24 protein-coding genes and 4 tRNA genes are annotated in these 23518 nt (G+C 71.4%); 6 read left to right on the forward strand and 22 right to left on the reverse strand.

Going from position 1 to position 23518, the window contains the following annotated elements:
- Positions 1 to 47 precede the first annotated feature (47 nt).
- The 4 genes from rplK to EDF42_RS11090 form a co-directional block, all read right to left on the reverse strand.
- Positions 48 to 479, reverse strand: a complete 432-nt coding sequence (rplK, locus tag EDF42_RS11075; RefSeq protein ID WP_022906459.1) for a 50S ribosomal protein L11 — start codon at positions 477 to 479, stop codon at positions 48 to 50.
- 144 nt (positions 480 to 623) lie between these two features.
- Entirely contained in the window at positions 624 to 1637 is a 1014-nt protein-coding gene (gene nusG / locus EDF42_RS11080) for a transcription termination/antitermination protein NusG (protein WP_123672358.1), read from the reverse strand.
- Between the two features lie 119 nt (positions 1638 to 1756).
- Entirely contained in the window at positions 1757 to 2020 is a 264-nt protein-coding gene (secE, locus tag EDF42_RS11085; RefSeq protein WP_228504884.1) for a preprotein translocase subunit SecE, read from the reverse strand.
- Between the two features lie 35 nt (positions 2021 to 2055).
- A tRNA-Trp gene (locus EDF42_RS11090) sits at positions 2056 to 2128 on the reverse strand.
- A 180-nt stretch (positions 2129 to 2308) separates the two neighbouring features.
- Here EDF42_RS11090 and EDF42_RS11095 point away from each other — a divergent pair.
- Positions 2309 to 3490 carry a pyridoxal phosphate-dependent aminotransferase gene (locus tag EDF42_RS11095; RefSeq protein WP_123339057.1) on the forward strand — a complete coding sequence of 394 codons (1182 nt, stop codon included), beginning with the start codon at positions 2309 to 2311 and terminating at the stop codon, positions 3488 to 3490.
- Positions 3491 to 3593: 103 nt separating this feature from the next.
- Here EDF42_RS11095 and EDF42_RS11100 read toward each other — a convergent pair whose 3' ends face one another.
- Genes EDF42_RS11100 through EDF42_RS11110 form a run of 3 tightly spaced genes read right to left on the reverse strand, consistent with a single transcriptional unit; the run spans position 3594 to position 5496 of the window.
- Complete coding sequence (locus tag EDF42_RS11100; RefSeq protein ID WP_123672359.1) at positions 3594 to 4622, reverse strand: UDP-N-acetylmuramate dehydrogenase; 1029 nt, start codon at positions 4620 to 4622, stop codon at positions 3594 to 3596.
- Positions 4623 to 4624: 2 nt separating this feature from the next.
- Entirely contained in the window at positions 4625 to 5050 is a 426-nt protein-coding gene (locus EDF42_RS11105; protein WP_123338854.1) for a MaoC/PaaZ C-terminal domain-containing protein, read from the reverse strand.
- Positions 5047 to 5496 carry a MaoC family dehydratase N-terminal domain-containing protein gene (locus tag EDF42_RS11110; RefSeq protein WP_123292106.1) on the reverse strand — a complete coding sequence of 150 codons (450 nt, stop codon included), beginning with the start codon at positions 5494 to 5496 and terminating at the stop codon, positions 5047 to 5049. The genes EDF42_RS11105 and EDF42_RS11110 overlap by 4 nt, the downstream gene beginning before the upstream one ends.
- A 129-nt stretch (positions 5497 to 5625) precedes the next feature.
- Between EDF42_RS11110 and EDF42_RS11115 the strand changes: the two genes are divergently transcribed.
- The gene (locus EDF42_RS11115; RefSeq protein ID WP_123672360.1) at positions 5626 to 6024 is read left to right on the forward strand and encodes a hypothetical protein; all 399 of its coding nucleotides are present in this window, start codon (positions 5626 to 5628) and stop codon (positions 6022 to 6024) included.
- Positions 6025 to 6295: 271 nt separating this feature from the next.
- On the opposite strand, the gene EDF42_RS11120 is transcribed toward EDF42_RS11115, so the two are convergent.
- The 5 genes from EDF42_RS11120 to EDF42_RS11140 form a co-directional block, all read right to left on the reverse strand.
- Positions 6296 to 6369 (reverse strand) — tRNA-Met (locus EDF42_RS11120).
- Positions 6370 to 6401: 32 nt separating this feature from the next.
- Positions 6402 to 6473, reverse strand: a tRNA-Thr gene (locus tag EDF42_RS11125).
- Between the two features lie 93 nt (positions 6474 to 6566).
- Positions 6567 to 7790 carry a M23 family metallopeptidase gene (locus EDF42_RS11130; protein ID WP_123672361.1) on the reverse strand — a complete coding sequence of 408 codons (1224 nt, stop codon included), beginning with the start codon at positions 7788 to 7790 and terminating at the stop codon, positions 6567 to 6569.
- Positions 7791 to 7938: 148 nt separating this feature from the next.
- Positions 7939 to 8760, reverse strand: a complete 822-nt coding sequence (locus tag EDF42_RS11135; RefSeq protein ID WP_123672362.1) for an inositol monophosphatase family protein — start codon at positions 8758 to 8760, stop codon at positions 7939 to 7941.
- Between the two features lie 57 nt (positions 8761 to 8817).
- A tRNA-Tyr gene (locus EDF42_RS11140) sits at positions 8818 to 8902 on the reverse strand.
- Positions 8903 to 9039: 137 nt separating this feature from the next.
- Between EDF42_RS11140 and EDF42_RS11145 the strand changes: the two genes are divergently transcribed.
- A complete protein-coding gene (locus EDF42_RS11145; protein ID WP_111084269.1) occupies positions 9040 to 9528 on the forward strand; it encodes a YajQ family cyclic di-GMP-binding protein in 489 nt (162 codons plus the stop codon).
- Between the two features lie 5 nt (positions 9529 to 9533).
- On the forward strand, positions 9534 to 10994 hold the full coding sequence (cls, locus tag EDF42_RS11150) for a cardiolipin synthase (protein ID WP_123338849.1): 1461 nt from the start codon (positions 9534 to 9536) through the stop codon (positions 10992 to 10994).
- Positions 10995 to 11363: 369 nt separating this feature from the next.
- On the opposite strand, the gene EDF42_RS11155 is transcribed toward cls, so the two are convergent.
- The 4 genes from EDF42_RS11155 to EDF42_RS11170 all read right to left on the reverse strand — a co-directional run bounded on the left by EDF42_RS11155 (position 11364) and on the right by EDF42_RS11170 (position 15905).
- Entirely contained in the window at positions 11364 to 12539 is a 1176-nt protein-coding gene (locus EDF42_RS11155) for a heparan-alpha-glucosaminide N-acetyltransferase domain-containing protein (RefSeq protein ID WP_123672363.1), read from the reverse strand.
- 5 nt (positions 12540 to 12544) lie between these two features.
- Positions 12545 to 13918, reverse strand: coding sequence for an FAD-dependent oxidoreductase (locus EDF42_RS11160; protein WP_123338847.1), 1374 nt, complete (start codon positions 13916 to 13918; stop codon positions 12545 to 12547).
- 86 nt (positions 13919 to 14004) lie between these two features.
- Positions 14005 to 15081, reverse strand: a complete 1077-nt coding sequence (locus EDF42_RS11165; protein WP_123338846.1) for a polyprenyl synthetase family protein — start codon at positions 15079 to 15081, stop codon at positions 14005 to 14007.
- 32 nt (positions 15082 to 15113) lie between these two features.
- Entirely contained in the window at positions 15114 to 15905 is a 792-nt protein-coding gene (locus EDF42_RS11170; protein WP_111084274.1) for a demethylmenaquinone methyltransferase, read from the reverse strand.
- A 108-nt stretch (positions 15906 to 16013) separates the two neighbouring features.
- Here EDF42_RS11170 and EDF42_RS11175 point away from each other — a divergent pair, with 108 nt between their 5' ends.
- Entirely contained in the window at positions 16014 to 17273 is a 1260-nt protein-coding gene (locus EDF42_RS11175; protein WP_123672364.1) for an isochorismate synthase MenF, read from the forward strand.
- 45 nt (positions 17274 to 17318) lie between these two features.
- Here EDF42_RS11175 and menD read toward each other — a convergent pair whose 3' ends face one another.
- Positions 17319 to 19124 (reverse strand): 2-succinyl-5-enolpyruvyl-6-hydroxy-3-cyclohexene-1-carboxylic-acid synthase, encoded by a 1806-nt coding sequence (menD, locus tag EDF42_RS11180; RefSeq protein ID WP_123672491.1) that lies wholly within the window; start codon positions 19122 to 19124, stop codon positions 17319 to 17321.
- Positions 19117 to 19473 carry a PLD nuclease N-terminal domain-containing protein gene (locus tag EDF42_RS11185; RefSeq protein ID WP_131921755.1) on the reverse strand — a complete coding sequence of 119 codons (357 nt, stop codon included), beginning with the start codon at positions 19471 to 19473 and terminating at the stop codon, positions 19117 to 19119. Before EDF42_RS11185 ends, menD begins: the two co-directional genes overlap by 8 nt.
- A gap of 64 nt (positions 19474 to 19537) precedes the next feature.
- Between EDF42_RS11185 and EDF42_RS11190 the strand changes: the two genes are divergently transcribed.
- Positions 19538 to 19873, forward strand: coding sequence for a DUF4229 domain-containing protein (locus EDF42_RS11190; protein ID WP_123672365.1), 336 nt, complete (start codon positions 19538 to 19540; stop codon positions 19871 to 19873).
- 12 nt (positions 19874 to 19885) lie between these two features.
- Here the strand turns inward: EDF42_RS11190 and EDF42_RS11195 are convergent, their stop codons facing one another.
- From EDF42_RS11195 to EDF42_RS11210, 4 genes are read right to left on the reverse strand one after another with little or no spacing between them, the layout of a single operon-like run.
- On the reverse strand, positions 19886 to 20887 hold the full coding sequence (locus EDF42_RS11195; RefSeq protein WP_123339055.1) for a 1,4-dihydroxy-2-naphthoate polyprenyltransferase: 1002 nt from the start codon (positions 20885 to 20887) through the stop codon (positions 19886 to 19888).
- Between the two features lie 50 nt (positions 20888 to 20937).
- Positions 20938 to 22068 (reverse strand): AMP-binding protein, encoded by a 1131-nt coding sequence (locus EDF42_RS11200; RefSeq protein ID WP_123672366.1) that lies wholly within the window; start codon positions 22066 to 22068, stop codon positions 20938 to 20940.
- Positions 22069 to 22084: 16 nt separating this feature from the next.
- Positions 22085 to 23014, reverse strand: a complete 930-nt coding sequence (locus EDF42_RS11205) for a 1,4-dihydroxy-2-naphthoyl-CoA synthase (protein ID WP_123672367.1) — start codon at positions 23012 to 23014, stop codon at positions 22085 to 22087.
- 22 nt (positions 23015 to 23036) lie between these two features.
- Positions 23037 to 23447: a hypothetical protein gene (locus EDF42_RS11210; RefSeq protein WP_123338842.1), complete on the reverse strand. Its 411-nt coding sequence runs from the start codon at positions 23445 to 23447 to the stop codon at positions 23037 to 23039.
- Positions 23448 to 23518 lie beyond the last annotated feature (71 nt).

The raw sequence follows: 23518 nt of genomic DNA on the forward strand, positions 1-23518 counted from the left end.
TCTCCCACGGAAAGGTGTCTGGGTGTGGGCCGGAGCCCGATCGGTGCTTAGGCCTCGACCGTGATGCCCATCGAGCGTGCGGTGCCGGCGATGATCTTCGCGGCCTGCTCGATGTCGTTGGCGTTCAGGTCGGCCTGCTTGGTCTCGGCGATCTGACGGACCTGGTCCATCGAGATCTTCGCGACCTTGACCGTGTGCGGGGTCGCGGACCCCTTCTGCACACCAGCAGCCTTCTTGATGAGCTCAGCGGCCGGCGGGGTCTTGAGGACGAACGTGAACGAACGGTCCTCGTAGACGGTGATCTCGACCGGCACGACGTTGCCACGCTGCGACTCGGTCGCCGCGTTGTACGCCTTGCAGAACTCCATGATGTTGACGCCGTGCTGACCGAGTGCCGGACCGATCGGCGGGGCCGGGTTGGCGGCTCCCGCGTTGATCTGCAGCTTGATCAGGCCCGTGACCTTCTTCTTCGGTGCCATGACTTGTCTTCCTCCTGGAATCGAACGCACGGGGATCCGTGCACTCTCCCGCTGGTCCGGCCGTTCCGGACCGCGGTGAAGGCCCACACGCACGAGGCGTGCGGGCCCAAACTCGATGAGTCTACCCGAACGGGGAGACCTGGACTAGAGCTTCGTGACCTGGTCGAAGCTGAGCTCGACCGGGGTCTCGCGCTCGAACAGCGAGACGAGCACGGTGAGCTTGCCGCTCTCCGGCTTGATCTCGGAGATCGAACCCGGCAGGCCCGCGAACGAGCCTTCCTTGATGGTGATCGTCTCGCCGACCTCGAAGTCGACCTCGGCCGCGGGCTGCGCCTGCAGGGAACCGCCGGACTTCGAGCCACCCTTGGTCGGGGCGGCCTCGGCGACCTGCACGAGGGACTTGAGCATGCCGAACGCCTCGTCGAAACGGAGCGGCGTCGGGTTGTGGGCGTTGCCGACGAAGCCGGTGACACCGGGGGTGTGCCGGACGACGGACCACGAGTCCTCGTTGAGGTCCATGCGGACGAGCACGTACGAGGGGATCCGGACGCGGGTGACCAGCTTGCGCTGCCCGTTCTTGATCTCGACGACGTCCTCCATCGGGACCTCGACCTGGTAGATCGACTCCTCCATCGACATCGACACCATGCGGTTCTCGATGTTCGACTTCACGCGGCGCTCGAAGCCCGCGTAGGAGTGGATGACGTACCACTTGCCCGGCTTCATCCGCAGCTCGACCTTGAAGGCCTCGTACGGGTCGACCTCGGCCTCTTCGGCGTCGTCGTCCTCGGCGTCGATCGCTTCGTCGGCGGCGAGGGTCTCGTTCGCCTCTTCGGCGGTCTCGGACTCGAGTTCGATCTCTTCCTCGTCCTCGACGGCCTCCACCGCGGCCTCGGCCTCGTCGGTGGAGTCGATCTCGAGGGCGTCCTCGACGACGGCGTCGGCCTCGGGGTCCTTGGACTCCTGCAGTGCCGTCAGCTCCTCGTCGATGCCGAGGGACTCGTCGTCCTCGGACTCGACGGAGATCGCGCGCTCCTCGGCGGACTCGGCGGAGCGCTCCTCGCCGGTCTCGACGTCGCCTTCCTGGTTCTCCTCGACCTCGGAGGACTGCTCGGCAGCCGTCGCTAGGTCGATGTCGTCGCGGGAGTAGTCAGACACAGTCGATTCTTTCCGTTCGGTGGTGCGGGTCGGGATGGCGGACGGTCCTGGTCACGATCGGCACCGTCTCGGGCGACCGTACTCCAGTGGACTGCCGCACTCGGCAGTCGACGTCCGGGTCAGGCCGTGGGCCCGTTGCCGAAGACGTACCCGACGCCGAGACCGAACACGAAGTCGAGGATCGACACCAGGATCATCATCACGACGACGAAGACGAGCACGACCAGCGTGTAGCTGAAGAGCTCCTTGCGGGTCGGCGTCACGACCTTGCGCAGTTCGCCGATCACCTGACGGATGAAGAGCACGATGGCAGCGATCGGACCCCGGCGCTCGGCCCGGTCCTGCTTCGCCTTGGCGACGACGTCGTCCGCCGTCGTCTCCATGTCTTTGCTCGCCAACTTCTACCCTTCCAGAGTTGCAGGGCGGACAGGACTCGAACCTGCAACCTGCGGTTTTGGAGACCGCTGCTCTACCAATTGAGCCACCGCCCTTCAGAGCACGTCCGTCACCGATCGTGTTCCGGTGGTCGAGTGTACGGGAGTCCGTCACACGGTGTCCACTTGGCCCCCTCCACGGCGTGCCGCGCCGATAGGCTGGCACCCGTGAGCACCGCAGCCCCCGGCCCCGAGTCCACCGCAACCCCCGCCGCCGCGCCGACCGATCGGCCGCGCATCGCGTCCCGCATCGCGGCGATCGCCGAGTCCGCGACGCTCAAGGTCGACGCGAAGGCCAAGGCCCTGAAGGCCGCGGGCCGTCCCGTCATCTCCTTCGCCGCCGGCGAGCCCGACTTCGCCACGCCCGACCACGTGGTCGTCGCCGCGGTCGAGGCCGCACAGGACCCGAAGAACCACCGGTACACGCCGGCGACCGGGCTGCCGGAGCTGAAGCAGGCCATCGCCGAGAAGACCGCACGCGAGTCCGGCATCACCGTCGACCCGTCGCGGGTGATCGTCACCAACGGCGGCAAGCAGGCCGTCTACCAGGCGTTCCAGACGATCGTCGACGCCGGTGACGAGGTCCTGCTCCCCGCCCCGTACTGGACCACCTACCCCGAGGCCATCCGTCTGGCCGGTGGCGAGCCGGTCGAGGTCTTCGCCGGCAGCGACCAGGGCTACCTCGTCACCGTCGAGCAGCTCGAGGCCGCGCGCACCCCGAAGACGAAGGCGCTGCTGTTCTGCTCGCCGTCGAACCCGACCGGCGCCGTCTACACCGCCGAGCAGACCACGGCCATCGGCGAGTGGGCACTCGAGCACGGCATCTGGGTGATCAGCGACGAGATCTACCAGGACCTCGTGTACGACGGACTCCGCTTCACCGGCATCCTCGACGCCGTGCCGGCCCTCGCCGACACCACGATCCTGGTCAACGGCGTCGCGAAGACCTACGCGATGACCGGCTGGCGCGTCGGCTGGTTCATCGGTCCCGCCGACGCAGTCAAGGCCGCGTCGAACCTGCAGTCGCACCTGTCGTCGAACGTGTCGAACGTGTCCCAGCGCGCCGCGATCGCCGCCCTCACCGGGCCGCAGGAGCCGGTGACGGCCATGCGCGAGGCCTTCGACCGCCGTCGCCAGGCCATCGTCGCCGGGCTCAACGCGATCCCGGGCTTCGTCACGCCGACCCCGCAGGGCGCCTTCTACGTCTACCCAGACGTCACCGCGTTGCTCGGTCGCGAGTGGGCGGGCTCGACCCCGACGACGACCCTCGAGCTGGCCGACCTGATCCTCGAGCACGCCGAGGTCGCGGTCGTCCCGGGCGAGGCCTTCGGTCCGTCCGGCTACCTGCGCCTGTCGTACGCGCTCGGCGACGACGACATCGCCGAGGGTGTGGCCCGCTTGGCGGAGTTCTTCGCGTAGTCCCCCCGAACGCAGAACGGGCCGCCTCGTCGAGGTGGCCCGTTCTGCGTTCCGGGAGGCCCGTGGCCGGGTCGTGCCCGTGCCCGTGCCCGTGCCCGTGCGCTCAGTCGAGCAGGTCCCCCACCACGACGGGCTCCGGCACGAGCGACACCCCGAAGCGGTTCAGGACCGTGACCTGCACGTACCGTGCGAGCTCGGCCACCTGGGCCGCCGTCGCGCCGCCACGGTTGGTCAGGGCCAGGGTGTGCTTCGATGAGATCGCCGCGCGCGACCCCGGCACGGCGTAGCCACGGTGCACCCCCGCGTGCTCGATGAGCCAGGCGGCGCTGAGCTTGACGTCGTCGCCGGCCGGCCATCGTGGCGCGTCGGCGGGGAGGGTCTCGGCGAAGGCCGCGGACACGATCGGGTTCGTGAAGAACGACCCGGCGCTCCAGGTGTCCCGGTCGTCGGCGTCGAGCACCATGCCCTTCGAGGCGCGCAGGCGCAGGACCTCGTCGCGGACCGTCGCGGGTTCCACGAGAGCACCGAGGTCGACCCCGAGCGAACCGGCGAGCTGGGCGTACCGCACCGGGACGCCGTGCTCCCCCGCCGTGCCGAGCCGGAACTCGACCGTCAGCACGACACCGCGGCGCCCGTGCTTGAGGGTCGACGTGCGGTAGCCGAGCGCCAGCTCGGCCGCGGGCACCCACGTGCGCTCCCCCGTGGCGGCATCGAGGAACTCGACCCGGGTGAGGACGTCGGAGAGCTCGACCCCGTAGGCGCCGATGTTCTGCACGGGGGCGGCGCCGACGGTGCCCGGGATGCCGCTGAGGGCTTCCAGGCCGGTCCAGCCGTTCGCGACGGTGGTGGCGACGAACGCGTCCCAGGGTTCACCGGCCGCGACGCGGACGGTGACGCCGTCGGCGTCCGTGTCGGCATCCACCCCCGTCGTGCGGACCAGGACGACGGTGCCGTCGAAGCCGGAGTCGGCGACCAGCACGTTGCTGCCGCCGCCGAGGACCAGCCACTCGTGGTCGTCCCACGCGGTCTGGGTGTGGGCGACGAGCTCGTCGGTCGTCGTGGCCGTGAGCAGCCGCGCGGCCGTCCCACCGACGCCGAGCGTCGTGAGGTCGGCGAGCACCGGCTCGTGCACGGTCAGCGGAACGCCACCGTGACCTGCGCCTTGCCGAGCACGGTCTGCCCGCCGGCGGTCACGGTGAGGTCGATGCGCTTCGGTCGGCCGTCGTCGTCGACGGTGCCGACCTTCGCGACGATGCCGATGGTCGCGCCCTGCTCCGGGTCCACGACGACGGGGCGGGTGAAGCGGACGCCGTAGCCCGCGACCCAGCCGCTGTCACCGAGCCACTCGGAGACCGGCTGCACGGCGAGGCCCATCGTGAGCATGCCGTGCGCGAGGACGCCGGGCAGACCGACCGAGGTGGCGACGTCGTCGCGGTAGTGGATCGGGTTGAAGTCACCGGAGGCGCCGGCGTAGCGGACGAGCGAGTCGCGGGTGACGTGCACCTCGCGCTCGGCGACGACCGTGCCGACCTCGATCGCGGTGGCGGGTGCGGCGGTCATGCGTCGTCTCCTCGGACCACGAGGGTGGACGTCGCCGTGACGACGTGCTCCCCCGAGGCGTCGTTCATGGTGCTCTGGGCCGTGACCATCGCGTTGCCGCCGAGCGTCTTGACGCTCGTGACGGTCAGGGTCGCGGTGAGTTCGTCACCGGCCACGATGGGCCGGTCGTAGGTGAAGGACTGCTCGCCGTGGACGACACGGGAGAAGTCGATGCCGGCGTCCGGCTCGGCCAGGAGCTGCGCGAGCGTGGCTTCCTGCACGACGACCGCGAAGGTCGGCGGGGCGACGACGTCGGCGTACCCGGCGGCGCGGGCCGCGTCGGGTTCGTGGTGGACGGGGTTGGTCGCGAACACCGCGCGCGAGAACTCGCGCACCTTCTCGCGACCGACCAGGTAGGGCTGGGCCGGCGGGAACGTCCTGCCGACGAGCTCGGGGTTCACTGACACGTCGGCAGTCTACCGACGCCCGGCCGGGGGCCTGTCGATGCTGAGGATGCATCGGCTAGGCTTGCTGCGCCGGTTCGGGGGAATCGGCGGTCCGGTCGCGACACCGGATCAGGGGACGGGGGAGCAACGATGGACACCAGGACCGAGTTCGCCGTGCACACGGGCGACCGGTGCACCGCGATGGAGGTCGCCGGCGCGGCGCTCCGCACGGCGGGACACCACGTCGAGTCGACCGGTGGGACCCTCACCGCGACGACCGGCAACCGGCTGCTGACGATCCTGCTCGGCGCGCTCGTGCACCCCTCCCGCGAGTTCCGCCGCTACGAGTTGTCGACGACCGTCACCGGGACCTCCACCACCATCACACTGCGGCACCGCGGACACGGCACGGCCGTCTCCGGCGGCAGCATCGGCGCGAGCCGGCGACGGGCCGCGTGGCACGAGGTGAACGCGGCGATCGAGCGCGCGCTGCGCGCAGCCGGCGTCCTGCAGACGCGGACCGACACCGGGTCGCACTCCGCGCTGTAGGGCCGGCCCCAGGGCGGACGGGAGGCCCGGTGCGCGTCCGCCACGTGCCTCCTGGCCGAGACGCCGTCGTGTCCACGGCACGCGCCCGACCAGGCGAGACGCCGCCGGCTCTGGAGGCGTCCTGCGACGACCGGGGCGTCTCGTCGGGACGACGGCGTCTCGTGACGGCGGCGTCTCGTGACGGCGGCGTCTCGTGACTGCGACGTCTCGTGACGGCAGAGAACAGCCCGGGAACGACGAAAGCCCGGCGAACAGATCGCCGGGCTTGCTGTAGCGAGGGCGGGACTTGAACCCGCGACCCCACGATTATGAGTCGTGTGCTCTAACCAACTGAGCTACCCCGCCAGAGATCCGGAGCGACACGCGCACCGGGTCGGAGCCCCGAGTCAGGATTGAACTGACGACCCCCTCCTTACCATGGAGGTGCTCTACCACTGAGCTATCGGGGCGATGTGCCGCGAACGGCACCACACGAGGATAGCAGACCTCCGACGCTGCTCCGGAACCGGGCGAGACGCCCGGGCGTGCCGCGCCCAGGACCGCTAGTTCGCGTTGGTCTGGAGCCACGCGAGCGGGTCCACGGGGACCCCGTCGACGTGCACTTCGAGGTGCAGGTGCGGGCCCGTGGAGTTGCCCGTGCTGCCCACGAGACCGAGCTCGTCGCCGACCTCGATCTGCTGACCGGTGACCACCTTGAAGGAGTTGTCCTCCATGTGGCCGTACACGCTGACGAACTGCTTGCCGTCGACGTCGTGCTCCACCCAGACGTCGTTGCCGAAGCCGCCGTCGTTCGCCTGGACCTTGATGACGGTGCCGGCGGCGATGACCCGGATCGGGGTGCCCTCGCCGGGAGCGAAGTCGACGCCCATGTGGTTCGTCGAGCAGAACGAGCAGCCCGCGACCTGACGACCGCCGAAGCCGGAGGTGATCGGGACGCCGGTGAGGAACGGCCACTGGATCGTGCCGGTCGGGTCGTTGGTGAAGCTCGACGAGTCGACGTTCTTGTACTGCGTGGCGTCCGACACCGTGTACTGGTCGCGGCTCGTCGACCCGTCGGCTGCGGCGCTGACGCTCATCGACTGGGTCGCACCGCTCGCCGTCGACCGGGCCGCGGTCGAGCCGGTCTCCGGCACGTAGAGCGCCTGGGCGGGCAGTGACGTGGAGACGACGAGGCCGGCGACGAAGAGGAGCGCACCGACGGCCGTCACGCGCGAGGCCGCACGGCGGAACGAGGCACCCTGCTTCCGGGCAGCAGGAGCCGGGGCAGGCACGGCGGCGGTGCGGCTGGCCGCGATGTGCCGGGCGGCGCGGTCGACCTGCACGGCCGGTGCGGCACGGCCGGTCCGCCGACGGGACGCCGGGACCTGGCCGATGACACGACGGGGCTGCGGTGCGACGGACTCCGCTGCAGCCGTCGCGGTCCGCGGCGCCGTGGCGCGGACGTCCGGCGACGTGGGAGCCGGCGGCGTCGTGATGCGCGAGGCCGGACGGACCGCCGACTCGGGCAGCGCGGGCGACACCGGTGCGAGGTCGATCGGCGACACGGGAGCGGCGGCCGACGACGGCGTGGTCAGCCCGACGACCTCGTCGAACGACGGGCCCGCGGCACGGTCAGGTGCGACGTCCTGCGCGTGGTCCTGCGTGACGGGAGCACCCTTCACAGCCACTCGCTCCGCCTCGATCCGTGCTCGTCGGGTCAGGTGGACGACCGGGGTGGCGGCGTCGACGGGACCGGTGGGGACGGACGTCAGTGGGGAGTGGGGCATGCGTGCGGTGGCGATCCTGATCGGGGAAGGGGCGCGCTCGTTGGTAACGAGCAGATAACGGGACCTGAGCACGGTAGCAAACGTCGTCGCACGTCGCCAGTCGTGGTCATGTCCACCGGGCACCCCCAGACCGAGGGACCGACGGACCTCAGACGCCGAGCGCCTCCGCTTCCAGCCCGCGCAGCAGCGCCTCGAGGTCGCCGGCCACCGCGGGGCTGGCGAACAGGAAGGAGCGGGTGCCGCCGGCCTCCCAGATGCGGACCGACGCTCCGGCCTCGCGCGCGACGATGGAGCCGCCCGCCATGTCCCACGGGTTGATCCCGCGCTCGTAGTAGGCGTCGACGACCCCGGCACCCACCGCGCAACAGTCGAGCGACGCCGCTCCCCCGCGCCGGATGTCCCGCACCTCGCCGATCAGCCCGGCGAGCACGGACACCTGCTCGCGGCGCCGGTCCGCCGTGTACCCGAAGCCCGTCGCCACGAGCGTCTCGGCGAGCGAGGCCGGAGCACTGACGGACAGGGGGACGCCGTCACAGGTGGCGCCCTGTCCGGCGGCGGCACGGAACACCACCCCGGTCGCGGGGGCCACCACGACGCCGGCGATCGGCTCCCACGTCGTCGGGTCGGCGGAACCCCGCACGACGCCGATGCTCACGCCGTACTCGGCGCTGCCGTACAGGTAGTTCACCGTGCCGTCGATCGGGTCGACGACCCAGGTGATGCCCGACTCCCCCGACGCCGAGCCGGACTCCTCGCCGTGGAACGCGTCGTCCGGCCGGGCCTCGGCGATCCGGGCGCGGACGAGCGCCTCGACCTCGCGGTCCGCCGCCGTGACCACGTCGACGATGCTCGACTTCCGGTCGGCGACCTCGACCCCCTCGGCCCGTCGTCGGGCGGCGAGCGTGGCCGCCTCGCGCGCGATCGTCTCGGCGAGGTCGGCGAACTGGGACGGTGTGCAGTCGGATGCCATGCACCGATCCTGCCAGGGACGACGAAAGCCCCGTCCGAGTCGGACGGGGCTTCGCGATGGTGGCAAGTGAGGGATTCGAACCCCCGAAGGCTACGCCGGCTGATTTACAGTCAGATCCCTTTGGCCGCTTGGGTAACTTGCCATGCGCACCCAGCCGGTGTGATCACCAACCGAAGGCGCGCACAAAAGCATAGCGGATCCGGAACGGTGGTCGTGACCACCGCGAGCCGATCCGCGCGACCGGAACCGTGCCTCCAGTCCGCCGTTAGGCTGTCCGGCATGGCAGACAGTTCCTTCGACGTGGTCAGCAAGGTCGACAAGATGGAGGCGGAGAACGCCCTCAACCAGGCGGCCAAGGAGATCGAGCAGCGGTACGACTTCAAGGGCGCGGACGCGTCGGTCGCCTTCAGCGGCGAGGACGTCCTCATCAAGGCGAACTCGGAAGAGCGCGCGAAGGCCGTCCTCGACGTCCTGCAGAGCAAGGCGATCAAGCGCAACATCAGCCTGAAGAGCCTCGACGCCGGCGACCCCTACCCCTCGGGCAAGGAGTACCGCATCGAGGTGAAGTTCAAGAACGGCATCGAGCAGGACGTCGCGAAGAAGATCGGTGCGTTCCTGCGGGCCAACGCCCCGAAGACCGTGAAGAGCCAGATCCAGGGCGACGAACTGCGGGTCTCCTCGAAGAGCCGCGACGACCTCCAGAACACGATCCAGCTCCTCAAGGGTGAAGAGTTCGACGTCCCGTTGCAGTACATCAACTTCCGCTGACGTCCGTGGAGCACTGGCTCACCGTCGCGATCACCGTCCTGGCCGTCCTGCTGGACCTGGCGATCCGCGTCTTCTCGATCATCTACGTCCCGATCAACCGGAAGCCGCAGACGGCGACCGCCTGGCTGCTGGCGATCTTCCTCATCCCCTACATCGGCTTCATCGTCTTCCTGGTCATCGGGTCGACGAAGCTTCCGCGTGCCCGGCGTGAGAAGCAGACCGAGATCAACGCGTACATCCTCGAACAGACCGAGGGCATCGAACGCGTGCGCCGTGACCACCCGTGGCCGCTGTGGCTCGAGAGCATCACCACGCTGAACCGCGAACTCGGCGCGATGCCGCTGGTCGGCGGCAACTCGGCGGAGCTCTACCCCGACTCCGAGGAGTCGATCGCGGAGATGACCCGGGCGATCGACCAGTCGCGCCGGTTCGTCCACGTCGAGTTCTACATCGCGACGCTCGACGACACCACGCGACCGTTCTTCGACGCGCTCGCCCGCGCACAGGCCCGCGGCGTCACCGTCCGGTTCCTGCTCGACCACTGGGCCAGCCGCGGTTACCCCGGGTACAAGGACACGCTGGCGTTCATGGACCGCGCCGGCATCGAGTGGCACCTCATGCTCCCGCTGCTGCCGCTGCAGGGGAAGTTCCAGCGCCCCGACCTGCGCAACCACCGGAAGATCATGGTCATCGACGGCTCGGTCGCGTTCACCGGGTCGCAGAACCTGATCGACCCCTCGTACGACATCAAGTCGCACATCGAGAAGGGCATGGTCTACAAGGACCTGTTCGCCCGGTTCGAGGGACCGGTCGTCGCGGGGTTGAACGCCCTGTTCGTCACCGACTGGTACAGCGAGACCGACGAACTGCTGCTCCGTGAGAGCGACCCCGTCCAGCGGGCCGACCGCGGCGACGCCCTCGACTGCCAGGTGGTGCCGTCCGGGCCAGGGTTCGACGGCGAGAACAACCTGCGCCTGTTCAACGCACTGCTCTACTCGGCGCAGAAGAAGGTGTCGATCACCTCGCCGTACTTCGTGCCGGACGACTCGATGCTCTACGCCATCACGACGACCGCCCAGCGCGGCGTCGAGGTCGAGCTCTTCGTCGGCGAGATGGGCGACCACGCCATGACGTGGCACGCGCAGCGCTCGTACTACGAGGGACTCCTCCGCGCCGGCGTGCGGATCTGGCTGTACCGGGCACCGACGATCCTGCACGCCAAGCACTTCACCATCGACGACGAGGTGTCGGTGATCGGGTCGAGCAACATGGACATGCGCTCGTTCAGCCTGAACCTCGAGGTCTCCGTCATGGTCCGTGGACACCGCTTCGTCGATGCCCTGCGCGAGGTGCAGGACGCCTACAAGGAGCACAGCTTCGAGCTGACGCTCGACGAGTGGGTGGACCGTCCGCGCCGGTCCAAGGTGCTCGACAACGTCGCGCGGCTCACGGCAGCGCTGCAGTAGCGGACGACCGGGAGGCGCGGCTCGTCTCTGCCGCGCACGGTGCGTCGTCCTCCACCCGGTGCGACCTTGGCAGCACGGTGCGTCACGACAGCGTGTCACCCAGCGGGCAAGCCCGCGGCGAACGAACAACCCTGCACCGTGCGGCGGCGCTCCGACCAGGTCAGGGCGCCGTGCAACCACCCACGCACGGTGCGGACGGGAGGCGCGGCTCGCCTCCGCCGCGCACGGTGCGTCGTCCTCCACCCGGTGCGACCTTGGCAGCACGGTGCGTCACGACAGCGTGTCACCCAGCGGGCAAGCCCGCGGCGAACGAACAACGCTGCACCGTGCGGCGGCGCTCCGGGACCGGATCGGCCCCGGCAGGGGCGCTCAGCGCATCGGGACGGTGGACGCCAGGGCCGCGATGGCCCGCTCGAGCGGGCCCCGGCCGAGGAACCGGCGCCAGACCATCGCGAACACGACCGAGCCCAGCGCGAACCAACCCCACGCGGACACCGACTCCGGGTACTCGGGCAGCATCGCGATCACCACGAGGTGTCCCGAGTAGATCGTCAGGGGCATCGACCCGACGGCGGCGAGCGGGAACGCGATCCGCTCGGCGACCCGCCCGCGCCCGTCCAACAGCAGGGTGCAGAGCGCGATGACCGCGACCGCCACCCCCGCGGTGCCGATCACGTCGACCGTCGTCGACGAGTGGTCGCGCGGTGACAGGAAGAGCTGGGCGAGGGCCTCGGCCGGCGTACTGCCCTCGGCGGCGTACGGGACCCCCGGGAACGCGAACGCGGCCCCGGACGGAAGCGGCGCGAGGACCGTGCCGACGACGTACGCGGTGGCGGCGACCAGTGCGCCGGACGCGAGGAGAACGACCTGCGTGCCCCGCGCCTCTCCCCACCGGCACGGCCCGGACGCCGCTGGCGCGTCACCCGGGAACCGGCGGCGTGGGCCCAGACCGGCCCGGGCGACGGCGAGACCGACCAGGACGTACGCCAGGAAGGTGACCACGGGGTAGACCAGGCCGAGCTGCTGTCCGACCATGCCCGCATCGGCGTAGGCCGGTGCGGTCGCGACGGCGACGATCGGCGACAGCACGGCGCAGGCGCCCGCGATGGCGAGGAGCCACGCCGGGCGGACCCGGAGCACCGGGATCACCAGCAGGAACAGCACTCCGTACGTCGGCAGGATGACGTAGACGGGGGTGTCCAACGCGATGAGCACGAACCCGATGCCGACGACCGCCGCGGCCCGGACCGCCAGGCGGGCCCGGACCCGCCCGATCGTCGGGGGTCCTGGCGGAGTCGTGCGACCGCTCGTCAGCCCGATCGAGACGCCGGCGAGGACGGCGAACAGCGTGGACGGGCGCCCGTGCGCCACGGCGGACCACGTCGAGGGATCGGACCAGTCGAGCTGGTCCGCGATGCCGCCGATGTGTGCGGCCATCATGCCGAGCAGCGCGACGGCCCGCGCGACGTCGACGCCCTGCAGTCGCACGCCGGACGCGGACGCGCCCCGCACCGCGGTGGGCGGGACGGGGCGCGTGTCGGTCATCGGTGTCAGTTCGTGGGCACGTCGACGCGACCGAGGGACACGTCGATCATCTCGTCGCGGGGCACGACCTTGATGCGCTCACGGCCCTCGGCAGCACCGAGCGCGAGCTCGTGGGTGTCCAGGTGGTGCCAGCCCTCGAGGTCGGTGTACTCGACACCGCGCTCGCGGAGCAGCGCCGGGATCGCACCCTCGGAGGGGTCCTCCGGCGTCCACCAGCTCGCCTGGTCGTTGACGATGTGCTGCACGGTCTCCATGGCATCGGACTTCGTGTGGCCGATGAGACCGACCGGTCCGCGCTTGATCCAGCCGGTGGCGTAGACGCCCGGGATCTGCTGGTTGTCGTCGTCGAGGACCTGGCCCTCGTGGTTCGGGATGACGCCGTGGCGCTCGTCGAACGGCAGCCCGGGCAGCGGGGAACCGAAGTAGCCGACGGCACGGTAGGCCGCCTGGATCGGGATCTCGCGGATCTCGCCCGTGCCCTCGACACCGCCCTCGCCGTTCGGCCGGGTGCGCTCGTACCGGATGGCGGTGAGGTTGCCCTGCTCGTCGCCGACGAACTCGGTCGGCTTCGCGTAGAAGTGCAGGTGCAGCCGCCGGCTCGCCTGACCGGTCTCGCGGGTGCGCCACTGCTCGAGCACCCGGTTGATGACCATGACCTGCTTGTTCGTGGCGATCGCGGTCTTCGACGCCTCGTCGTGGTCGAAGTCCTCGTCGTAGACGACCATGTCGACGTCACGGACCTCGCCGAGCTCGCGGAGCTCGAGCGGCGTGAACTTGACCTGGGCAGGACCACGGCGGCCGAAGACGTGGACGTCCGTGACGGGCGACGCCTTGAGGCCCTCGTACACGTTCGCCGGGATCTCGGTCGGCAGCAGGTCGTCGGCGTGCTTCGCGAGGATGCGGGAGACGTCGAGCGCGACGTTGCCGACGCCGATCACCGCGACGCTCTCCGCGGTCAGCGGCCAGGTGCGCGGGACGTCGGGGTGGCCGTCGAACCAGCTGACGAAGTCGGCGGCACCGTAGGAGCCCCGGAGGTCGACGCCGGGGACGTCGAGGTCGGCGTCCTTGATCGCGCCCGTCGAGAAGACGACCGCGTTGTAGTGCTTCTTCAGGTCCTCGAGGGTGATGTCCTCGCCGAAGCGGACGTTGCCGAACAGCCGGACGACACCGCGGTCGAGCACGTCGCGCAGGGCGTTGACGATCCCCTTGATCCGCGGGTGGTCGGGGGCGACGCCGTACCGGACGAGTCCGTACGGCGCGGGGAGCTGCTCGAACAGGTCGATCGACACGTCGTGTCCGTGGGCCTCGCGCAGCAGGATGTCCGCGGCGTAGATGCCGGCGGGTCCGGCGCCGACGATGGCGATTCGGAGGGTGGGCACTGATCGTCTCCAGTTCGTTCGGGTGGGGTGCTCCCGGTGGTGCGTCCCGCGCGGCGACCGTGGGGCCGTCCGGTCGCGGGTGGTGTTCAGCGGCTGCGGTCGACGACGGAGTCGGCGAAGCGGGTGAGTGCCCGCTTCACGGTGCCGTCGGGCAGCGGGGCGAGGGCGTCCACGGCGTCGCGGGCCCAGCGGACCGCGACCGTGCGCGTCGACGCGGTCGCCTCGTGGTCGCGCAGTGCGGCGACGGCCGACTGGTACGGCACGGAGCCGACCGCGTCGTCCGGGGCGCCGTTCACGTCGCGCTCGATTCGTTGGACGAGGTCCTGCGCCGCCGGGTCGGTCGCCGCGTGCCGCCGCAGGTGCAGCATCGGCAGCGTGTCGACGCCGGCGCGGAGGTCGTTGCCGGCGATCTTGCCGGTCTTGTCCGTCGCGGGTGCCAGGTCGATGACGTCGTCGACGAGCTGGAAGGCGACGCCCACCTTCTCGCCGAAGGTCCCGACGGCGTCGAGGTAGGCACGGTCGGCGCCGGAGAACATGACACCGGCGCGGGCGGCGGTCGCGATGAGCGAACCGGTCTTGTCGCTGAGCACCTGGATGTAGTGCTCGACCGGGTCGTCGTCGGGCTGCGGGCCGGTGGTCTCGTGCAGCTGCCCCATGCAGAGGCGCTGGAAGGTCTCGGCCTGCATCCGGATGCCCTCGGTGCCGAGGTCGGCGGTGATGAGGCTGGCGCGGGCGAAGAGCAGGTCGCCGGTCAGGATCGCGACGTTGTTGCCGTACGTGATCTGCGCTGCTGGGACCCCGCGGCGGACGGGCGCTTCGTCCATGACGTCGTCGTGGTAGAGCGACGCCAGGTGGGTCGTCTCGATGCTCACGGCCGCCTTGACCACGGCGTCGGTCACCCCGTCGCCGAGCTGCGCGATGAGCAGCGTCAGCGTCGGACGGATCCGCTTGCCGCCCGCGGACAGCAGGTAGCGGCTCGTGGTGTCGGCGAGGGTGTCCGTGGAACGCATGGCGTCCTCGAGCCCCTGCTCGACGAGCTCGAGACCGTCGTCGACGGCGGCGATGAAGCGGCGGTCGGCGGGCGTGGCGAACAACCGCTCGCCGATGCCCAGCGAGGCGCGGAGGCTCGGCGCGCGACGTGCGACCGGGACGCTCGGATTCAAGTGCTGCTCCGTCTTCGGGGGATGGTGACCGGTCAGTCGTCGGCCGGGTCGACGCGCGGCTGCTCGCCGGTGGTCTGGTGGTCGCGGCGCGCCTTCGCACGACGGGCCGCGGACTCGCGCACCGTGTCGGCGACGGGCTTGCGGCCACGGTGCAGTGCGACGATACCGGCCGTGAGGTTGCGGTAGGCGACCACGGAGAACCCGACGCCGCGCAGCCACTGGGTGAGGACCTGCTGGTCCGGCCACGCGTCGATCGACTCGGCGAGGTAGCGGTAGGCGGCGGGGTTGCTGCTCGAGAGCTTCGCGATGCCCGGGAGCACGCGCTTCAGGTAGGTGCCGTAGCCGAGGCGCAGCAGTGCACGCGGCGGCGTCGAGAACTCGCAGATGACCACGCGGCCGCCGGGCTTGAGGACCCGCAGCATCTCGGCGAGCGCCTGCTTCGGGTCGTTCACGTTGCGCAGCCCGAACGAGATCGTGACGGCGTCGAACGTGTCGTCGTCGAAGGGCAGGTGCTCGGCATCGCCCTCGACGAAGGTGATCTCGGGGTGCCGCTCACGACCGACCGCGATCATGCCGGCGGAGAGGTCGAGCGCGCTGACCTCTGCCCCCTTCTTCGCGAAGGCCGCGGCACTCGTCCCGGTGCCCGCGGCGATGTCGAGGACCTTCTCGCCGGGCTGGGGGTCGACCGCCCGCACCGTGGCGACACGCCACAGCGGTGCGTTGCCCGCCGACAGGATGTCGTTCGTGAGGTCGTACTTGGCCGCGACGTCGTCGAACATCGCCGCCACCTCGTCCGGCCGCTTGTTCAGGTCCGCTCTGCTCACCCGACCAATCCTAGAGGTCCCGACCGTACGTTCACCGGACTCGCAGCAACGGCCCACACGTCGAGCGCGCGGCCAGGTGGTCCACCGACCGCGCGTAGCATCGGAGCCGTGACCCGAACCACCACGGCGGCGCCCCCGCTGACGGTCTCCACCCGGATCCTCGACGACCCGGGCACCGTCCTCCGCCACACCCTGCGCGACCGTCCCCTGGCCTTCGTCCGGAACGGTGACGGCATCGTCGGCATCGGGGAGGCGCTGCGGTTCACGTTCACCGGCCCCGACCGGATGCGCGACGCCGCCGCGGTGTGGCGCACCGTCGTGGAGTCGGCCGTCGTCGACGACCCGGTGCAGCTGCGCGGCTCCGGCCTGGTCGCGTTCGGCTCCTTCGCCTTCGCCGACGACTCCGCCGACGAGAGCGTCCTGATCGTCCCGCGCGTGGTCATCGGCCGTCGGCGCGGCAAGGCCTGGCTCACGGCGATCGACACGACCGTCGGCGCCGAGCCGCTCACGTTCACGCGGACCTCGGTGCCGGTCCCCCACGTCGGACCACACGTCTCCGTCGCGCTGCACCCCGGCCGGATCGACGAGGCCGCCTACGCCGCGAACGTCGCCGAGGCCGTGCGGCGCATCGCCGTCGGGAGCGCGCAGAAGGTCGTCCTCGCCCGCGACCTCGTCGGCAAGATGCCAGCGGACGCCGACCACCGCGCCCTGCTGCTCGACCTCGCCGCCGCCTACCCGCAGTGCGTCACGTTCGCCGTCGACGGCCTGGTCGGTGCGACCCCCGAGACGCTCGCCCGCACCGACGGCACCCGGTTGACGGCGCGGGTGCTTGCCGGCAGCGCCGCACGCGGTGCCGACGAGGTGTCGGACCGTGCCGCTGCCGAGGCCCTCGCCGCCAGCGCGAAGGACGTCGAGGAGCACGCGTTCGCGATCGACAGCCTGCTCGCCTCGCTCCGCCCGCTCGTGACCGAGTTGCGCGCCGACCCCGAGCCGTTCCGGCTGCAGCTTCCGAACCTGTGGCACCTGGCGACCGACGTGCAGGCGACCCTGCCGCCGGACACCACCTCGCTCGACGTCGCCGACGCCCTGCACCCGACGGCCGCCGTCGCGGGCACCCCCACCGACGTGGCCGTCCGGCTCGTCGCCGAGCTCGAGGGCGTCGACCGCGGCCGCTACGCCGGCCCGGTGGGCTGGATGAGCGCCACCGGCGACGGTGAGTGGATGCTGGCGCTCCGCAGCGCCCGGATCGACGACGACGGCACCGTCCGGGCCTGGGCGGGTGCGGGCGTCGTCGCGGGGTCGGAACCGGCGCGCGAGGTCGCCGAGACCGCCCTGAAGTTCCGACCGGTCACCGACGCGCTGGCCTGAGCGGCGCAGCGGCCACGCGGTCGCGCTGCGCCGGCCCGCGCCGCGTCAGTCGGCCAGCGGCACCTCGATGACGACCCGCTCGGCCGGGTCGGTGAGCACCCGCTCGAGGTCGCCCCACGTCTCTGCGCGGCGGTACTCCCAGCCGAGGCCGGTCACGACCCGTTCGACGTCGACGTGCTGCGGGGTCGACATCATCCGGCGCATGTCCTCTGGTGGAGTGGTGCGTGCCACCTCGAGCCCGCGGAAGATCGCGCCGCCGTGGTCGTTGCCGACGACGACCTGCACCCTGTGCGTGCGCTCCTCGGTGCCGGTGACGAACGCCCCGAGGTCGTGCAGCAGGGTCAGGTCGCCGAGCAGCACGCGCGTGGTGCCGACCGACGCCGACGACTGCTCGAGGGCCGCGGCGATCCCGAGGGCCGTCGACACGGTGCCGTCGATGCCGGCGAGCCCACGGTTCGCGTGCACCCGGATCTTCTTGCCGAGCACGCGCCCGTCGGCGACGCGGATGATCTGGGAAGCGCCGAACACGAGCCGGTCGTGCGGCCACGTCACGCCCCACACGGCGTCGGCGAGCATCGCGCGGTCGACGGGTCGTCGGCGGAGGGCGACCTCGTCGCGCAGGAACTTGTTGCGCTCGGCACGGTCCGGGGACCGCTTGGCACCGAGGTCGGGTCCGGCGTCACCGTCGCCCAACAGCTGACGGCTCGCACCGACCCAGCGCCCGACCCACGCACGGTGCTCCGGCCGGGTCCGGCCCGTCACGCGGACGTCGGACACGAAGGTGGTCAACGATTCGCTGGGCCCACGCCGCCGGTTCCCGGGCGACGCGCCAGCGGCGTCCGGGCCGTGCCGGTGGGGAGAGGCGCGGGCCGGGTCGAAGGGGTCGGCCGCGTGTCCGCGGACCACGATCGTCTCGACCCCCTGGCGCTGCAGGAGCGCCGGGACCTCGCGGCTCAGGGTGGGGTGGCCGAGCACGACGGCACGACGGACCGCGCCGCCGAAGTCCTGGTCGCGCAGGAGTTCGCGGTAGGTGACGACGAGGTTCCGGCCGAACCGTGCGCCGCTGGAGACCTCGGCGAGGAGGGGTGCCCCGAGCTCCCACGCGACGCGCTCGGCGTCCTCGCCGGCGTCGTGCCCGGCGATGACGACCGTGCCCGGCTCGTCGTCCGGCGACAGCTCGGCCACCGGGAGTCCGCCGTGCGCACGACGGGTGGCGAAAGCGGTGTCGACCTCGTCGTCGGGGACGCCCTGCACGTGCTCGGCGTCGAGGCCGGCGGACAGGGGTTCACGGAACGCGACGTTGAGCTGCGCCGGCCCCGGCTGCCCGGTGTGTCCGGCGGCCGCCGCGACGGCCTGGCGGGCGAGGTCACGGAGCGCTGCACGCACCGAGGCGTCGGCTCCGTGCGCGGACGGTGCCTCGACGTCGCGGACGAAGGCGACCGCGTCGCCGAACATCCCAGGCTGGACGGTGGTCTGGTTGCTGCCGATGCCACGGAGCTCGTCCGGCCGGTCGGCGCTCAACACGATCATCGGGACACCGGAGTGGTGCGCTTCGAGGACGGCGGGGTGCAGGTTGGCGACGGCGGTGCCCGAGGTCGTCACGACCGCGGCTGGTCGACCGGACTCCACCGCGAGCCCGAGGGCGAAGAACCCGGCGGTGCGCTCGTCGAGCCGGACGTGGACGGTCAGGCCGCCGGCACGCTCGAGGGCGACGGCCGCGAGCGCCAGGGCCTGGGACCGCGAGCCCGGGCTGACGACGACGTCGGTGACGCCGGCGCGGACGAGTTCCTGCAGCAGCGTCAGGGCAGCGTCCGTCGCCGGACTGCCCGATCCGGCGGGACCGTCAGCGATCGGTGCGGCCGTCGTCGTCTCGGTCGTGGAACTGGTCTTCGAGGTCTCGGAGGGTCGCGTCGTCCTGGTCCTTGTCCGTGAGGGTGTCCCCCGGAACGGGCGTGGTGCCGAGGAAGTCCGGGTCGTCTTCGGGTCCACGGTACCGGGCGGTCGTGCCCGGGGACGCCGGCGAGCGGCCGAGCAGGAACCAGAGCACCCCACCGAGGACGGGGAGGACGATCACGAGGAGGATCCAGACACCGCGCCTGAGGGATCGGACACGTTCGCGGGGCATCGTCGCGCAGTCGATGGCCGCGTACACCGTGAAGGCGACAGCGGCGACGACGACGATCAACCACAAGCGGACCATGCCCAAGAGTCTAGGTCGCGAGCCTGTGACGACCCTGCCGGTCGGCCGTCCGTAGACTCGCAGGGTGAAAGCGTGGCTCCTGTACACCCTGGCCCGGCTCGGCATCTTCGCGGCGGCGCTCGTGCTCCTCCTGCTCCTGACCCCGATGCCCTGGTACTGGGCGACGATCATCGCCGCCCTCGTCGGGCTGCTGGTGTCCTACATCGCGCTCGCTGGGCTCCGGACGCAGGTCGCCCTGAGCCTGGCCAACCGCCGCGGTGGCCCGGAGCGCGATGCGGACACCGACTTCGAGGACGACTTCGTCGATGCGGCGGACACCGACGCCGCGGACACCCCGACCGTGCGCCCCGTGTCGGACGCCGACCGGCACGCCGCGCGCCGGGACACCGACGCCGAGTAGTCCGGCGGAGTCCTACGGCTGGACGGCGAGCGTGATGCCGAGCACCACGCCGAAGACCAGCGATGCGAACGACGACAGCTGCAGTGCCGTGATGAGTTCACGGGGCTTGCGGGACGACACCCCGATCGCGAGCGCCGGCAGTGCCAGCAGCAGCGAGAAGTACGTGAAGCCCGTGCGGAAGTAGAGCAGGACGAACCAGAGCAGCACGACGTACGGCAGCAGCAGGAACAGGCCGTACAGCACCCGTGCCACCGGTCGTCCGACGACGACGGCCAGGGTGCGCTTGCCGGCGAGACGGTCCTCGTCGATGTCGCGGATGTTGTTCACCATCAGCACCGCGCAGGCGAAGAACCCGGCGGCGACCGCGGCGGCCCATCCGCTCGTGGTGGCCTGGCCGATGAGCACGTACTGGGTGCCGAGCACGGCGACGAGTCCGAAGAACACGAAGACGAAGACCTCGCCGAGCGCGTTGTACCCGTAGGGCTTCTTGCCGCCGGTGTAGAACCAGGCAGCGACGATCGCGGCGGCGCCGACGAGCAGCAGCCACCACAGCTGGGTGAGCACCACGATGACGATCCCGGCGACGGCTGCCAGCCCGAAGAACGTCAGCGCGACGGTCAGCACCGTGCGGGGCTTCGCGAGGCCGGCCCCCGTCAGTCGTGCCGGGCCGACGCGGTACTCGTCGGTGCCGCGGACCCCGTCGGAGTAGTCGTTGCTGTAGTTCACGCCGATCTGCAGGAACAGTGCCACCGCCAGGGCGAGCAGCGCGATGGCGAGGTGCCCGTCCTGCGCCAGGAACGCACCGAAGTCGCCCGTGGTGCCGCTGTCGACGAAGCCCACGGTGGTGCCGAGCACCACGGGGACCACGCCGAGCGTCAGGGTGCGGAGTCGTGCCCCGCCGATCCAGTCCCGCGCGGTCGCCCGGCGCTTCGAGCGGACCGGGGTCGCAGCCTTCGCCGGGTTGCCCGAGCGGCCCTGCTTGTGCGTCGTGTTCTTCGTTCGTGCCACGACCACCGATCCTATCCGCGCCGCGACGCACTGCACCGCGGTGCCGTCGCGCGGGCCTACGAGGACGCCAGGTCCTGGATCGCCCGCCGGTCGGGCTTGCCGGACGCGAGCATCGGCAGCCGGTCGACCACCACCACCGCGGCCGGACGCGCGGCTCGGCCGAGGGCGTCGCCCACGTGAGACCGGACGGTGTCGAGGTCGAGCGGTCGCTCGGTGACCACGACCGGCACCTCGCCCCACTCCCCCGAGGCCCGTCGGGTGACGACTGCACCGTGCTGGTCGGGCAGGTCGCGCACGAGCCGCTCCACCGCGCCGAGCCGGACCTTCTCGCCGCCGGAGATCACCACGTCGTCGAGGCGTCCGAGCACCCGGACCACGCCGTCGGACACCGTGGCGACGTCACCCGTGCGGTACCAGCGCAGGCCGTCGCGCTCGACGAACGTCGCGGCCGTGCGGTCGTCGTCGCCGAGGTACCCCTCGGCGAGCATCGGTCCCGACAACTGGAGCTCGTCGTCCACCACCGCGGTGCGGACGGTCCCGAACGGCACGCCGTCGTACACGCAGCCGCCGCTCGTCTCGCTGGCGCCGTAGGTCGTCGCGATGCGCACGCCCGCGGCGACCGCTCGCTCGCGGAGCGCCGCCGGGGTCGCCTGCCCGCCGACGAGGACCGCGTCGAACCCTGCCAACGCAGCCGTCGCGCGGTCGTCGTCGAGCACGCGGGCGAGCTGCACGGGGACGAGCGACGTGTAGCGACGGGGGGCCGCTGGGCCGGTGACGAGCTGGTCCGCGGCGTCCGCGAACGCCGTGGCATCGAAGTGCCCCGGTGCCACGACGACCGGCGTCGTCCCCGCGGCGATCGAGCGGGTCAGGACGTTGAGGCCCGCGATGTAGTGCGTGGGCAGCGCCAGCACCCAGCTGCCCGGTCCGCCGAGCGCTGCGTCCGCCGCTGCGGCACCGGCGAGGAGCGCCTCGGACGAGAGGGCCACGCGCTTGCCGGTGCCGGTGGAACCGCTCGTCTCGACCACCAGGGCGACCCGCTGCCGGACGTCGGCAGGTGGCGGGGTCGGCAGCGCCGGTGCCCCTTCGGCGACGGGGAGCAGCGCGGGGCCGCCGGCGAGCGCTGCCTCCAGGCCGCGGAGCACCGCCAGCGGATCCGACGTGCTCAGCGCGACCAGCGGACGGGTCATGCCGGCACCGCCGGGCTCAGTAGTGCCACGGGAACAACGTCCACTCGGGGGCGCGCTTCTCGAGGAACGAGTCGCGGCCCTCGACGGCCTCGTCGGTGCCGTAGGCGAGCCGCGTCGCCTCGCCCGCGAAGACCTGCTGGCCGACCATCCCGTCGTCGACGGCGTTGAACGCGTACTTGAGCATCCGGATCGCCGTCGGGGACTTGCCCAGGACGATCTCGCCCCAGCGGATCGCCTCGCGCTCGAGGTCCTCGTGTGGGACGACCGCGTTCACGGCCCCCATCTCGTACGCACGCTGCGCCGAGTACTCCTGCGCGAGGAAGAAGACCTCGCGCGCGAACTTCTGGCCGATCTGCTTGGCGTAGTAGGCGCTGCCGTACCCACCGTCGAACGACCCGACGTCGGCGTCGGTCTGCTTGAACCTGCCGTGCTCGGCGCTCGCGATGGTCAGGTCGCAGATCGCGTGCAGCGAGTGCCCGCCGCCGGCGGCCCAACCGGGGACGACGGCGATGACGACCTTGGGCATCATGCGGATCAGGCGCTGCACCTCGAGGATGTGCAGTCGTCCCATCGACGCCTGCGCGGCGGCGGGGTCGACTCCTTCGGGCGGTGCTCCTTCGTCGCCGACGTACTGGTAGCCGCTGCGCCCCCGGATGCGCTGGTCGCCGCCGGAGCAGAACGCCCAGCCGCCGTCCTTCGGGCTCGGCCCGTTGCCGGTCAGCAGGACGACGCCGACGCGGGGGTCCTGGCGGGCGTCGTCGAGCGCGCGGTAGAGCTCGTCGACGGTGCGCGGACGGAAGGCGTTCCGCACCTCGGGCCGGTCGAACGCGACCCGGACGATCCCCTTCGAGACGTGCTTGTGGTACGTGATGTCCGTGAACTGCTCCGCGATCGGAGCCGCGGTCCAGACGTCGGGGTCGAACAGGTCGGAGACGGGAGCAGCCATGCCCCCAACGTACCGCCGCCGGTCAGGCGCCCATGCCGGTCAGGACCTCGGGCGCGACGAACACCATGATCACGATGAGGATCACCGGGTTGGCGAAGAAGGCCACCACGACGCCGATCGCCCCGTACCACCGGCCGAGGCCACCGACGGCCGCGACGAAGCCGAGCACCGCCGCGATGAGGGTCAGGAACACCACGACGAAGCAGATCCCGAACGCGAACTCGGTGTCACCGCCCATGAAGACCGCGAAGGCGCTGGCGTCCACCGCGGCGGACACCACCGCCAGGCCGAGGGCGATCTTGCCGACGATCGGGCTGCGGCGCTTCCGACCCGCCGTCTGGCGGACGTCGACGGTGTTCTGCTGCATGAGCCGCGCGAACTCGTCGGTGTCGCGAGCGGGGCGCTGCGCACGCTGCTGCGGTTCCCGCGCCACCGCGCCTCCCTCGTTCCGGACGGTTCGATCCGGGTCGTGACCAGTGCCGACCGGGGCCGACCGATGCATGC

The organism is Curtobacterium sp. PhB172, from assembly GCF_003752545.1.
Taxonomy (GTDB): Bacteria; Actinomycetota; Actinomycetes; order Actinomycetales; family Microbacteriaceae; genus Curtobacterium.

Excerpts from the sequence above, each read along its gene's own strand:
- EDF42_RS11135 (WP_123672362.1), bottom strand. The coding sequence starts at position 8,760 with ATGGCATCCGACTGCACACCGTCCCAGTTCGCCGACCTCGCCGAGACG.
- EDF42_RS11130 (WP_123672361.1), bottom strand. The coding sequence starts at position 7,790 with ATGCCCCACTCCCCACTGACGTCCGTCCCCACCGGTCCCGTCGACGCC.
- EDF42_RS11155 (WP_123672363.1), bottom strand. The coding sequence starts at position 12,539 with ATGACCGACACGCGCCCCGTCCCGCCCACCGCGGTGCGGGGCGCGTCC.
- EDF42_RS11205 (WP_123672367.1), bottom strand. The coding sequence starts at position 23,014 with ATGGCTGCTCCCGTCTCCGACCTGTTCGACCCCGACGTCTGGACCGCG.
- rplK (WP_022906459.1), bottom strand. The coding sequence starts at position 479 with ATGGCACCGAAGAAGAAGGTCACGGGCCTGATCAAGCTGCAGATCAAC.
- EDF42_RS11115 (WP_123672360.1), top strand. The coding sequence starts at position 5,626 with ATGGACACCAGGACCGAGTTCGCCGTGCACACGGGCGACCGGTGCACC.
- EDF42_RS11185 (WP_131921755.1), bottom strand. The coding sequence starts at position 19,473 with ATGGTCCGCTTGTGGTTGATCGTCGTCGTCGCCGCTGTCGCCTTCACG.
- EDF42_RS11200 (WP_123672366.1), bottom strand. The coding sequence starts at position 22,068 with ATGACCCGTCCGCTGGTCGCGCTGAGCACGTCGGATCCGCTGGCGGTG.
- EDF42_RS11105 (WP_123338854.1), bottom strand. The coding sequence starts at position 5,050 with ATGACCGCCGCACCCGCCACCGCGATCGAGGTCGGCACGGTCGTCGCC.
- EDF42_RS11145 (WP_111084269.1), top strand. The coding sequence starts at position 9,040 with ATGGCAGACAGTTCCTTCGACGTGGTCAGCAAGGTCGACAAGATGGAG.
- secE (WP_228504884.1), bottom strand. The coding sequence starts at position 2,020 with ATGGAGACGACGGCGGACGACGTCGTCGCCAAGGCGAAGCAGGACCGG.